Raw genomic sequence first — 13,199 nt, 5'->3', positions numbered from 1 at the left:
AGCGTTTGCTCAAAAATTTTAGCCGCCAGCTAAACGGCCATGAGGCGTGAGTCATGGGCCTTGGGCTGTAAACTGTGGGCTTTAGTCGTTAGCCATTAGCTATTTGTTAAACCAAAGTCTAACAGCTAAAAGCTAAAAGCGCTTTATGCGAATTAGGCCAGAACAGGTTAATACTTCCACACCCTGTTTCTCAAGGTCATCCAATATTAAGTTCATACCCAGGGAATCACTGGCCATGTGACCTGCTATAATAACATTAACGTGGTTCTTCTCAGCTTCTTTGCGGTGTTTCTCGCTAATATGCATAACTACTAAGGTTCCTACACCAGCAGTGGACAGTTTGGCATAGGCATCCTCGGAGCCGCTGGTGCCACCGGTCATATCTACAAATACTTTCCCGGCACTGCGGTCTTTGGAACCCACCACGATGGTGGGACCAGCACCAGTTTTCACTGCTGCAGCATATTCTGGAATCTGCTTTAACACCTTGACTATGTCACCCAGGGTTTCACAGTTGTTTTCTGCTATTTTCTTCTGGACATACTCGGTAACCATGTTATCCGCCGGAGTATGACAGCACATTAAGGGAATATCTAATAATCTTGCCGCATCCACAGCCCGATTATGGTTCACAGGCATCAAACCACGGCGAACTTCAGCAATCCGGCCTGCCATAATTCCTTCAGCCACATTGATAGGCACACCCAGTTGTGCCAACAGATCTTCTTGAAGATGCATAACATCATAAAGACCCGCCATGGCCTTGCCTTCGGGGTGGTGGGCCATTATCAAATCAATCTTTTTGCCCTTTTCCTCCAAACGATCGGCCAGCAGAACTTCTGCCACTTCCATGTCCACCCCAACTAAAATTCTTTTTACTTCACGGTTAAGTTCTCCGTACAGTACCCTGGTATCGGTGTAAGGATTAAAGAGACGGTCTTGATCCACTTCTTTCTTCTCGTCCTCTTTCAGGTCCTCAATTTTTTTCTTTTCTTTGGTCAGTTGTTTTTGGACAACTTCTAGACCCCTGGGGTCGTGTTCAATGCCCATTTTAATCACTAGGTCATAAATCTCTTGTAATTTCATATTTTGTATGCTCCTCTCAAGTTTTGCTATAAACTTACCTCAATTCTTAGAAATGAGAGTTTGTAACTTTTTGTATTCACGTTAACACTGTTTTTATAGACTCTTTCAACAACATTTTGCTTATTTCTTAGAAATGAATTTGTTATCTTTAATGTAAAACCGCAGGGGCAGGTCTGCCCCCTCTTTAATACCAATGCGAGTGGTGGTATGTATTTCTGGCGATGGTTCGGAAGACACAGCTATGTATAGGGGTCCGCTGGTTAATTCTTTTGTATTATGTTCTTTGGTTATTCCAAAGGCCTGCACCAGTCTTGCCGGACCAGCGCATAATTCGTGAAGCCGCTCTCTGCCCCGGCGTTTTCTCATTAGTTCAAGTCCCTTCAGGGGTTCCACCGCCCGGATCAGTACCGCCTCCCCCACTCCTTCGGAGGCAGTAACAACGTTAAAACAGTAATGCATGCCGTAGGTGAAGTAAACATAGGCCCGTCCCGGGGGACCAAACATAACACTGTTACGGGGGGTCATCCTCCGGGCAGCGTGGCAGGCAGGATCTCCCTGCAAATAGGCTTCTGTTTCTACAATCTTTCCAACTGTAATTCCTTCGTCACTGTTGTGAACCAATAGGGTTCCCAGCAATTCCTTCGCCACCAGAGTGGTCTGCCGGGCATAAAATTCTACCGGTAACGGTTGCATTTAACGCAGCACCTCTCGTAAATCCTCTATATTCAAAGTATTTATGACATCCTGCGGTTCCAACCAGGCCCGCCTGGCCACGGCAACACCATAAACCATTTCATCTAAACGTCGAAGATCATGGGCATCGGTATTAATACTGATTTTAACCCCCATATCTCTGGCCTTCCGGGCATAAACCTCATTGATATCCAGACGATCCGGCGAAGAATTGATTTCTAAAATCGTACCTGTTTTGGCAGCGGTCTCAATGAGCGCCTCCATATCGATATCATAGGGCTCACGTTTTCCCAAAATGCGCCCGCTCATATGGGCAATAATATCCACATGTTCATTTTCCATGGCTTTGGTAATGCGACGGGTCATATCTTTCTTACTCTGTTTAAAACCCATATGTACCGAGCCAATGACTACATCCATTTTCTCTAAGATTTCATCGGGATAGTCCAATTCCCCATTTGGTAAAATATCCATTTCAACGCCGGTAAGCAAGGCAAAATCAGCCAGTTCTTGATCCCTTTCCCGAATGATTTGATGCTGCTGCTCCAGTCTATCCAAGTCCAATCCATTAGCAATTTTTAGGGACCGAGAATGGTCTGTAATGGCCGCATAGGAATATCCCTTTTCCCGGCATCTATTAATGATATCATCAATTTCCAGGGCAGAATCGCTCCAGGTGGTATGGATATGCAAATCACCCTTAATATCTGCTAGCTCGATCAAGGGGGGCAGCTTGCCTGCTAAGGCAGTCTCAACCTCACCGTTGTCTTCCCTTAGTTCCGGTGGAACATATGCCATGCCCAGTGCTTGATAGATTTCTGCCTCCTGCCGGATGGGCAGAAAATGGTCCTGCTGATTCCGCAGGCCGTGATGGCTTAGTCTTAGCTGCTGCTCCTCTGCAATTTTCTGCAATTTTGCATAGTGGGCCTTAGAACCTGTACTGCGATGCAGCGTTGCAACGAATTCTGAGGGAGATACCACCTGCAGGTCCACAGCGATGCCCCACCAGGTATATACTCGAATACGATTCTCCTGTTCCTCAAGAATATCTTTCACCCTGGGGTGAGTGGCAAGGGCCCGCAACAGGGGAGCCGGTTCCTCCGCAGCAGCCACCAGATCCAAGTCCCCCACAGTCTCTTTCCATCGTCGGGTGCTGCCCGCCACTTCAATCTCTACCGTACCGGGTAATAGCTTGAAAAATTTTATTAATTCTTCGGCTAATTCCCTGGAAACAGAGAGACGGGTTCTGCCCCGTCGGTTGCGAATCATTTCAATACCATTTAGGATGTCCCATTCTACCTTTGCACTAAATCCCTTCAGGGTGCGCACCTGTCTTTGTTGCACCGCTTGTTCCAGTTCCGCCAAATTAGAGATGCCCAGTTCTTTATAAAGGGTCCTTGCCCGGTTGGGTCCAATACCAGGCAGTTGTTTTATTTCCAATACCCCAAGGGGAATCTCCTGTAAAAGTTTTTGATGCTTGGCTAGTTTTCCGGTTTCTAGTATTTCCTCTATTTTTCCCTCTATTGCCTTTCCCACTCCGGGCAATTTGGATAGCAATTTCCGGCGATGCAATTCTTGAAGGGGTTCCTCTACCTTTGCTATTACTTCTGCTGCCCGTCGATAGGCCCTTATTTTATAAATGTCTTCTCCATTCAGTTCCAGCAGATCAGCCAACTCGGTGAAAATCCACGCCACCTCAATATTTTGCATAACACCGCTCCGTTCTGTCATTACTACTATATTTTACAGAATATAAAATACTTATGTTAAAGTACTGTAACCTTCTTTATTATAATATACCCCAAAAATAGAACCAAAAATAAAACTCATGATTTGCTCATGAGTTACTGGAGTCTCCTTTTTCCGGGTCCATCATTTGCAGCAGATTGTTGTATTGTTCCTGAAGCTTAAGCAGTTCATCAATCAGATTAACAACCGTCAATACAGCCACTTTATTGGAAGATAGAATGGGATTTCTTTCGCTTATCTCCATCATCTTTTTATTCACCAAGTGAGCAACTTTTAGCATATATTCCGGGGATTCATGGCCCTTTAAGGTGTAGTATTCACCAAAAATTTCGACCTCCACCCTATTTGCCTGATTGGACATCTTTGCCCCCCCTATTATCCTTTGCTGTTTGTTTATTCGCTGTTTTTTATCAAATTCCTTCATTTTTTTGCAGCTTGCTTAGCAAATGTAAAATTTAGGGGGGATATAGATCCCGGCTTTTGTATAGTATAATTGCTAAAGGGTATTTAAACTAACTTTTGGTGTATTATAAAATTCTTAGATAAATTAAAAAATTTACTTTATCATAAAAGATACCTTTGTTTGTCCTAAGCCCATTGTGGTTTTATAACCAGTGCCACAGTATCTAGCGAATTTTAAAAGACCTGAAGCCCTATCTCTAAGTTCACCGCTTAATTTTGGGTTAATCTCATACCGACAAGTACCCTTAAATCCTACCATCTTATATTTCCCCATCTCAATAATTTCTGTGTGCAAGTTGTATCTAACAGAATAGCAACCATCATATATTAAGGATAAATCATGTTCTGGAAAAATAAGATGATTGGGACAAAATGTATTCCAGCGATTTTTATAGCTTTTAAAAACTGTGTGACTATCTGGAAAGATATGCTGTATGCCATTAACTCTAAAATTTGTTGGGGATAAAAAATCTATTTCAAATTTTTGAAGGTTTACTTCATTACCAATTAGATCTTCAAATTTATTCGTTCTTTCCAGATCAATCTTCGAAACAAGAAAATCTATATTGCCTATTTTAACTGTTTTTTTATTTACATAGTACGAGTAGACAACTTCATAAAAATTCAAAAAAACTTCTTCCTGCATAAAAGTTGCTCTAAAACGATATTTTTTTCCCTGGCAGACAGAACACCAACCTTTGTTCTGCTTAACTCCTTGTAAGGTAGATAACGTATACGGCTTAATACTCTGTACATTGTGCAAGTAATCACTAATATTGATATTAACCTCTTGTAGCAAGCGAAAGAAAAGACCATGAATATATAATGCATTGCCGACGGGCAAAGCCCCATCAGCAACCGCTTCTAGTTCAACCTGTAAGGCCGTAAGCACAGAGTCACCTCATTCGTTAAAGATCATTAAATAGCAATTCACTAATATTTAAAATCACATCAGCACTAAACTCATATTCTTTCCACTTTTCTCCTGAGAATAATGAAGTCGCCATTTTCCAGAGGATATTGATACTTTCTTCTGCGTCTTGTTTTGAAACAGAGTCCATGCCATGTGCAACATAGGAAGTATTTCTTCTTCTGTTTAAGGACAACATTTTATCATTTAAAGATTGAGGAATCATTTCTTTATTGTTCTTTTCTCTATAAATAGTTAGATAGTCTGAATAATACAGGTTATCATTTTTCTTCTTATGGATTAATATATCCTGCACCCAGACAGGCTGGTCATTAACCCTTTTGCTCCCTGTTAAACCACATTTGCAAGCAGCAAGTCCATCTATCAGCCGTTTATAACGGTTCAGACAATCACCATACTCTCCAATTATTTTCTTACGGTTTGCATTATGAAGTAAATCCTTAATTGTAGCTACGGTTTCCCGTGGCTTATTAGCACAGATACTTTTTAGAATATTTATTTGACGGATGGTTATATCAGCCAGTTCATTAATCTTAAACCTTTGAATATCAACTATCAGCTTTTCTAGTATATCTCTGGCCTGTTCGTGCTCATATCTGTCCCAATATTTATAGGCCCGGCAGATATCAGAAAACAATTCTGCTCTTTTCTGCCGTTTTTCCCTGGTAGTGAAAAGAGCCAATTCTATCAATTCATCCTGGGCCGCACTAAAATTAAAATTTAAAAAAAACTTCTTAGCACGAAAAATATAGTTTTCTTCCTCAATAAAACTAGCATCTACTTCTGCCACTCTTTCAGCTTCACAATTAACAAAACGGGGCTCTTTCACCTGATAAATCTTTGCCTTAAGCCGTCTTCCATTAAAAAGAAGCATCAGAGCGGCATGCATCTGAGAAGTGCCCGAAGAAACGTTCACATGGTAATGGGGTTTTGTTGTGTGATACTTAGTTATAATCTCGTTAAGGTGTTGTTCAAAACACAACAAAATCTCCCTGTGATCTGTAGGGTCTGGCAGTACCATTGGTATAGATATGATTTTAACACTCTCTTTTACTATTTGTTTTATCTGAAGCGCCCTCTGATGGGTATTCTCAACTTCTTCATTTACCCCTGGGTCTGTACCAAATAGAAAGCAAATATCCGGCTTTAGTTTATCAACTAATGTAAGCACTGCACCTTTAGACCCATCCTTAGCATAGGGGTCTCTGACTCCCACTGCACTAATTAGAATATCCATTCTATCACTCCATCTCTACTTTTTCAATATACGATGGGATCGCCAAAGCACATCCACACTGGACAACTTCCGGGTAAGATGGGCTAATGCCTTTAACCATTCTACCGTAGGCAAATTGAGGGTTTTCTGTCCAGAAAACTGCACCTGGCATTATCATTAGCAAAGGTTTCTTAAATGGATTGCCTGAGACAGCATAGTTCTGACCCAATTTTCCATATTTAACAAAGGTTTTGTACTGTCCCAAATAAGGATCATGCGATCTTGGTACATAATTAGAAAGTGTAACAATGGAGTTAGGGCTTTCTGGAATAGTTAAATCTTTAAACTCAGTACAATCCATGATCTTGAAATAACCTTTCCCAACACTGATTCGTTTGCCAAATCCTTTTAAAGACAGGATTTCAAACAAAGTAAATACCTCTTTTTCCCAACCAGAGGATATGCCCAAGTAGATAGAGATATGGGAAGAAGACCAAAAGGTCTCGGTTAATTCATAAAGGCTACCATCTGAGGTTGTTCCGGTAAGTCGTGAAAGTTGGTTGTGCATGACACCATTTTCAAGATAGAGTTTTTCCTTTGGTTTTATCTCTACTTGCCCGTTATTAATAATGGTGTTAAACTCCTCCAGAGACAGCAGGTTAGTCTTTTTAGCTTCCTTAGCCTTTTGGGCTAACCTAATCGCCTCTTGCTTTATCCTATTGTCATTTGTATTAAAGGTATTTCCTCCCATCGGCTTTGGCAAGTAGTCTCCGGGAAATCCATTAGAGACAACCATCGGATAACAGTTACCGGTATATTCATGAAGAAAATCCCGTAACTTCTCCTGCCCCCTGCTCTGGGCCAGTACCCAGCAAAGACTACCAAAGATAGTATCACTATGCCAAGGGGTTATCTGGCTGGACTTGGGCTCTATTTTTAACTTGTATAATTTCATTAATTGCCCAACTCCTTACAGCTTAAATTCTTCCCCATCCAAAGTTAATTTGGTAAAGTGAACTTGACCATAACCTCTGCTGCCAGAACTGCCTAAATAAGAGTTTTCAACCGACTTCAAGGCTTTCTTCACAAAATCTATAACATCTTTTTCAAGGTCAATATCAAAAACTTGCACTACTATCTCAAAATCAAATTTTGCTCCAGCAGGAACCCTTTCCTGAGTTCTAGGATGGTTGGCTACCCCTGTGGTTCTGACAATAATATTTTCTGTTTTTATTTCTATGTAAGATTTTCCCTCTTGAATAATACGTATCATCTCTTGTCTACTTTCATCACTGAGCATAGCATCACGAACTAAAATCCTAGTTGGACCAAGGTCATGTTTAGGTCTATTATGGGGTCCAAACACTCTACAAACCATACACCCCTTATCTGCACATCCGCAAGGTTTCTCATTCACCTTTCCTTCAATTTTTTCCATTTGGGAACGCATTTTACCCTTTAAAGAAGACCCCGGTATATAAGGTTCATTATTTACAGGATGTTTAATAACAGGGTTATCAATTCCACCTATTTCAATAGCCTCCGCACTACCACCAATCCGCATCCCAGTTATACACTCTATTTTTCCTTTAATAATTGATGTTTTCAGTAACTTCATAATTCATACCTCCCTGATATTTTATTTACTCTTAGGATAATGATAGGTAAAGTAGGCTACCACTGCCTGGAAGTGAGGCAAGAATCCCTGTTTGATATCCTTTAATGAATTCGCCTTAGCAACATTTACATTAATAAAATCGTAGAAAATCTGAGGAACTTTATCCTTACCCTTGGCCTCAGCTACAAAAGAATCCAGTGCTTTTATATCATTTATAAACTTACGCTCATCTCCAGAAAATGCATAGCTTTTTTCTGCCGTCTTTGCATGGCCATAAAATCTCCTCAACTGACTATTGTTCATATTTGATCCAAAGCTCTTAGCAATTTTTGATGCTGTTTCAGTTAAAAGTATTTCTAATAGACACCCTTGATCATCAAAATAACCTTTGCTTAAATAGCCATCAGGTAATCCTGGTGTGGTATACCGCTGATAACCCATATCATTTTTATCTCGTTTACCTTGGTGGGGTTGGTTCCTATTACCTTGTTTATCTTTATAACCCTGCAACTGTTTTTTCCAGTCACTCATCAGATATTCCCTCCCCTGGTTGCACATAGTGCATAATCTGTAATAACACCCAGGTTGATTAATGAAGGGTTTGTTATGCTAAACAAACACTCCTGCCACCTGGTGACTTCCTGACAATCTTTGTTCTCCTTTCTTTTCCGTCCAATATCGTAAGCCAATAATGCCTGGTATTTTAGCCCTTCAACTCTATGGTTTTGCCAAAAATCCTGGAACATTTGATCATAACGTTTAAGTTTCCATATGTCCGATCTGTTCAGCTTCCCTTCAGTTATCCATTTAGCCAGTCTTTTCCCCTCTTGAACTGCAGCAGAAAAATCATGCCAACTTAGAGTGCGGTCAAATATACTAACTTGATTTCTTCCTGTTTTGTTACCTCTTAGTACCTTTTCCTTGGCTTCCTCAAGTAAATCTTCAGCAACCTGAACAGCCTTTACTACGGGCGTTTTACTTTTAGCGAGTCCAATACCGGCTGAAATTGTAATGTTATCGTTATAAGCTACAAATTTACGGAACTCCTGATATATCTTTAGGGAAAACTCTATAATCTCATCCCAGGGACCCACTACCAGCAAATCATCCCCGCCTGAAAATACAATATAGCAGTTAGTGAACTCATTACTTACTAATTGGTTAACCCTGCCTGAAAAAAATAAATCCAGCATCCTACTAAAGGTTGTTACCCTTGAGATACTATCATAATCTTTGTTCTGACCGCTTTCCAAACCACCTTTAAAGCCAAATGCAAATAAACCGCCTAGGTTGTCCACATCTGCTTTAAAATAGGCTAGTTTTTTTACCCCACTACTATTTTGGCAAATTTCATCGAAGCTTTTGGTTATTCCTTGATTATTGGGGACATAATTTGCCATATAGCGATTTGTCATTGATACATTTGGATCAATTTTGTTGTCATTTAAAATAACAATATCTAAATCTGTGTTCGAAGGAACATTATCATACAATCGAATCCCATAACTGCCAGAAATCTTAATATCTGCTTCCCCATCGGTTAAGGCAAAGCTTTTTATCCTAGGTAGTTTTTGACCAATTTTTAGATCCCTTAGACAGGCAGGTCCATACACCTTATCTTCGACCTGTTGAATAGCAAACTCTTTTTCACATCCCTTGCATATTCCTAACCCTTTGGTATCCTCTGCATGAAATATGAACTGCCCTTCCTTCCATTCTTCTTGAGAATACATAACATTAGCAAAGGGCATTTTTTTCTTAACAGCCAGTTTTTTACTTAGCCTGCTTACCGCACTGCCAAATTGACAAAAATCATTACCATTTAACTCCTGATGAGCAAGGTTAAGGGCTATCTCACCTTTAAACTCCTGCAACAGGTATTTGTCTAGTTTCTGTTGAAGTTTTTCTAACCTGGATACACTTTCTTTAGTATTTGGTAACAAAATATAAAACTTCCCGCCTGAGGCCATAAGTATATTAGCTACTGTTAAGTTAAATGATTTTATAATTTGGTAAGAAATTAACTCTGACAACATGGACAGTATAAATGATCTGGCACGTAACCTTTTTGCTACTCCCCCTGCCCCAACATTGGCTCCAGAGAATATATAACTTTGTATGCCGGAAAGGTCACCCACGAGTAATCTAAACTTAAAGGTTTGATCGTCTATTATTGAAGGGATAGAATAATCATTGCAAAAGTTGTGATATTGATAAAGGCAAGTTGCGATGGCACTGGTGGTTTTTAAATGATCAAATAGTGATATGTCTGCTATCTTCTCCCGTGTGTTATAAGGGATGCACCAAGTATACTTCAATAAAAGAGAATAAAGTTGGTTGTAAAAGCACTCAAAGCTTTTAATGTTAGAAACAATATTTTTAAATTCAAGGCTAAAATCAGTTAATATTTTATTAATTTCCCCTTCAGTGTGAGATATAATTTCTCGTGGAAATCCATTCTCCGGGCGGTACTCAGCCAATGAATATTGCATTCTTTGGGGGACCTTTTTACCAATTTCCAAGTGGCAAAATACTGCATCCATGGGCCGTTTTTTATAATTATATATTTCCACGGTGTCCTGCTCTAATTCCGAAGAAGAATATCTATCAGCTCTGCTAATTAAATAGGTCAGATTTATTTTATTTTTAGGTATAGCTTCCTGTGAAAAATCAGTATCTTCGTATTGATTTAAAATCAGATTTTTTAACAATTCAGAATCACAGATTTTTGATAGTTGCTTACTAAAAGATTTTATCAATCGTGCTGATATTTCGGAATATTGTAAACTATTTAAATTACTAATGTTACCTCTTTGAAAAAATACTCCGATATCATGTAGTAAACCAGCTAGTTGGATAGTTTCATAAATCACTTTCTCACCCCTTTTTCATATCCATATTTGACAAATTTACCTAGCATCCTTTCTTATTTAGCATATATTTAATAAATTTAGATTATTTTGCATAGGTTCTAAATACTTCATAACACACCTTTGCCACAAGATAAATAGAAGTGGTCATTGAGGTGGGAGGGAAAGCCAGCGTCATTTAGGCGCTGGCTTCGTAATAAGCCCTTATTTTACACGGTTAATTGAAATTCGCCGAACCAGCCGGTTTTGTGCACAACGATTGGTTCGCGATACTTGATGGCTTACACAATATATATCCCGTCTCCAAATGGGTCGCTGCAATTCCCTAGCCTTATTATACCATCCCTGCATCTGGAACACTGCAAATAAAAAATAATGCTATCTTCGTCCTTCCTGAGAAGCCGTGATAATTTATGCCTTAACATTATGTAATCCTCTTCACTCAGCCGCGCTTCAAAAACACTGTATTGAACCGGTACAGCGTAGTCGCATAATAACTTGCGTATTTTATTCCGTCTTTTATCGTTTGTTATGTCATAGCTAATAATATACTGTTTCATATGTCTACCGAACAAGAAAAGGTTTATACCCATCGATTTCCTTAGTAAGGACTTTTGCCAAAAATCGTGCTTGTAATTCTATGGTACGCAGGTAGGAAATACGGTAGCCAAAAACCGGATGGGTAATCATTTCCTTTCTGCGCTCTTCGTAAAGCCGATACATTTTTTTACGCCCGGTTTCACTTAAAAAACATCCACCCATCCTGTACTCAAAATCCCCTTCTGCAATAACACCTTTGTTTAAAGCCGTTAGCACAACTGAGTCTGCCACTACTGGCCGAAACTCTTCTATTATATCCAGGGCCAGGGCAGGTCGACCAAAATCAGACCTATGAAGAAACCCAATAAATGGGTCAAAACCTACCACCTGAACGGCTGTGATCACATCTTTTAACAGCAGAGAGTAGCTAAAACTTAGGAGCGCATTGGCCGGGTCTTCAGGAGGGCGCCTGCTGCGCTTATTAAAATCAAAGGGTACTCTATCCTTAATAAGCAGGCCAAACACACTAAAATAATCTCGGGAACCAGCCCCCTCCAAACCCATCAACTCATTAAGATCTTTGGCCTTCTCCAACCTTTTGATAATATTTTTTATTCTTGATACAGCTTCATCAATACTATGGTTATTTAACGATCGGTTATATCTTAATAAATTGGTTCGCATATTGGATAGCTTTCCACGAACAAATTCACTGGCATAGAGCAGGCGCTCCTCTTGCTTCTGGTAGGCCCGATGCTGGGCAATACGCAAAACAGAGTTTTTTGACAGGGCAGCCTGAAGACAGCCATAGTATTTTCCCTTTGTGGATATAAAATGGACCTCTGTACCTCTTCCCAAAAAAAGTTTAATTAACTGGGAAGATAAATTGACATTCCCCACAAGGACCACTTGATCCAGGTTGCATAGTGGTATATCTTTAAATTTTATTTGATCTTTTGTTACCAGCACCCGTTCTCCCTTTTTATAAAGGGATGCACCCTGTTCGTCCACATATAGAACCCTGCCTAGGTTAATTCCTGGTTGGGGGCGAACTGCCTTTGCCTTGTTTTCTTTGATCCCTTTCACTTCAAAGGGAAGACAACGATTTACCAGGGCACAGCCTTCACAACGGTTATCAGCCAGTGGTGGCGGTATCTCCCCTGACAAAGCAATATTTCTGGCCAGGCCAACCGCATTCTCTACCATCAGTCGCAAGTCTTCATCAAATATTACTTCACGCCTAGCTTTGGACCCAGCGTAATAAATATATCCCCGGTTAATATCTTGACCTAGTTTTTCTTCCAGAGCCATAGCCTGGGCACAAACCTGGACATCATCATTCAAACTTTCCTTTCGAAAGCCCTTCTTATATTCCACCGGGTAAATCTCTTTACCCTGCTCCACTATATCTACAATACCATAAAGGTTAAGTTTTTCTGAAGAAACATGAATGGACCTATCTTGACGGTAACCTTCCCGAACCAGTCGCTGTCTTTCGTCCCGCCGTTCCTCCTGCAACTTGCCCTCCAATAGATGGTGGTTAGAATCTTCTGCCCCTTCAACCACCCGGTAGTAAAAGTTTCTCGGGCAGTAAAGTATTTCTGCCACAGAAGAAATTGGAAAGTAATGCTGTTCATTGGATATATTATGTTCTGCCATTGACTTCACCCAAGGTCAAAGTATGTATTTATTAAGTATTACCCTGGCAGGATGTATTTATTCAACAAAAAAAAAGAGCGTAACCATTGTGTTCACGCCCTTAAAACAAATTTGTATTACTATCATCCAAATATTCCCAAAGGGAATTATTTTGTGTTTTGACATGCTGGAGCAGATAGTGAATCTGAAGATAATAAATCAAGGGTTCAATTCCCAAAGGGAATTATTTTGTGTTTTGACAAACTGTGTTGGTAGGTTAATTCTCGAAGACTCGGTTTTTGTTTCAATTCCCAAAGGGAATTATTTTGTGTTTTGACAACAACTTTCAGGACAGACATTAAAAACAGCAGAAGAAAAGTTTCAATTCCCAAAGGG

Annotated in this window: 12 protein-coding genes and 1 CRISPR repeat array (1 of these 13 cut by a window edge); all 12 genes read right to left on the bottom strand. The window is 40.0% G+C overall.

Annotated elements, in window-relative coordinates; all coding sequences use genetic code 11:
* Window positions 1-132: 132 nt before the first annotated feature.
* The 12 genes from DRED_RS08785 to DRED_RS08735 all read right to left on the bottom strand — a co-directional run bounded on the left by DRED_RS08785 (window position 133) and on the right by DRED_RS08735 (window position 12,824).
* On the bottom strand, window positions 133-1,086 hold the full coding sequence (locus DRED_RS08785; RefSeq protein ID WP_011877979.1) for a Nif3-like dinuclear metal center hexameric protein: 954 nt from the start codon (window positions 1,084-1,086) through the stop codon (window positions 133-135).
* A 120-nt stretch (window positions 1,087-1,206) separates the two neighbouring features.
* Complete coding sequence (locus tag DRED_RS08780; RefSeq protein WP_011877978.1) at window positions 1,207-1,779, bottom strand: DNA-3-methyladenine glycosylase; 573 nt, start codon at window positions 1,777-1,779, stop codon at window positions 1,207-1,209.
* A complete protein-coding gene (gene polX, locus DRED_RS08775; RefSeq protein ID WP_011877977.1) occupies window positions 1,780-3,489 on the bottom strand; it encodes a DNA polymerase/3'-5' exonuclease PolX in 1,710 nt (569 codons plus the stop codon). It lies immediately after the preceding gene.
* Window positions 3,490-3,616: 127 nt separating this feature from the next.
* Complete coding sequence (zapA, locus tag DRED_RS08770) at window positions 3,617-3,889, bottom strand: cell division protein ZapA (protein ID WP_011877976.1); 273 nt, start codon at window positions 3,887-3,889, stop codon at window positions 3,617-3,619.
* Between the two features lie 195 nt (window positions 3,890-4,084).
* Window positions 4,085-4,882: a CRISPR-associated endoribonuclease Cas6 gene (gene cas6, locus DRED_RS08765; protein ID WP_011877975.1), complete on the bottom strand. Its 798-nt coding sequence runs from the start codon at window positions 4,880-4,882 to the stop codon at window positions 4,085-4,087.
* A gap of 16 nt (window positions 4,883-4,898) precedes the next feature.
* The gene (locus tag DRED_RS08760) at window positions 4,899-6,158 is read right to left on the bottom strand and encodes a hypothetical protein (protein WP_011877974.1); all 1,260 of its coding nucleotides are present in this window, start codon (window positions 6,156-6,158) and stop codon (window positions 4,899-4,901) included.
* A gap of 4 nt (window positions 6,159-6,162) precedes the next feature.
* Window positions 6,163-7,092, bottom strand: coding sequence for a type III-A CRISPR-associated RAMP protein Csm4 (gene csm4 / locus DRED_RS08755; RefSeq protein ID WP_011877973.1), 930 nt, complete (start codon window positions 7,090-7,092; stop codon window positions 6,163-6,165).
* Window positions 7,093-7,107: 15 nt separating this feature from the next.
* A complete protein-coding gene (csm3, locus tag DRED_RS08750; RefSeq protein ID WP_011877972.1) occupies window positions 7,108-7,755 on the bottom strand; it encodes a type III-A CRISPR-associated RAMP protein Csm3 in 648 nt (215 codons plus the stop codon).
* A 21-nt stretch (window positions 7,756-7,776) separates the two neighbouring features.
* Entirely contained in the window at window positions 7,777-8,286 is a 510-nt protein-coding gene (gene csm2 / locus DRED_RS08745; RefSeq protein ID WP_011877971.1) for a type III-A CRISPR-associated protein Csm2, read from the bottom strand.
* Entirely contained in the window at window positions 8,286-10,628 is a 2,343-nt protein-coding gene (gene cas10 / locus DRED_RS08740) for a type III-A CRISPR-associated protein Cas10/Csm1 (protein WP_011877970.1), read from the bottom strand. The genes csm2 and cas10 overlap by 1 nt, the downstream gene beginning before the upstream one ends.
* Window positions 10,629-10,906: 278 nt before the next feature.
* Window positions 10,907-11,185 carry a CRISPR-associated endonuclease Cas2 gene (gene cas2 / locus DRED_RS18265; RefSeq protein ID WP_011877969.1) on the bottom strand — a complete coding sequence of 93 codons (279 nt, stop codon included), beginning with the start codon at window positions 11,183-11,185 and terminating at the stop codon, window positions 10,907-10,909.
* 4 nt (window positions 11,186-11,189) lie between these two features.
* Window positions 11,190-12,824, bottom strand: coding sequence for a CRISPR-associated endonuclease Cas4/Cas1 (locus tag DRED_RS08735; protein WP_011877968.1), 1,635 nt, complete (start codon window positions 12,822-12,824; stop codon window positions 11,190-11,192).
* Between the two features lie 126 nt (window positions 12,825-12,950).
* Window positions 12,951-13,199: a CRISPR direct-repeat array (repeat unit 37 nt; unit sequence GTTTCAATTCCCAAAGGGAATTATTTTGTGTTTTGAC); it runs 330 nt beyond the window's last position.

The sequence above is a fragment of the Desulforamulus reducens MI-1 genome (genome assembly GCF_000016165.1).
GTDB lineage: Bacteria > Bacillota > Desulfotomaculia > Desulfotomaculales > Desulfotomaculaceae > Desulfotomaculum > Desulfotomaculum reducens.
This window is presented reverse-complemented; position numbering and strand designations above follow the sequence as displayed.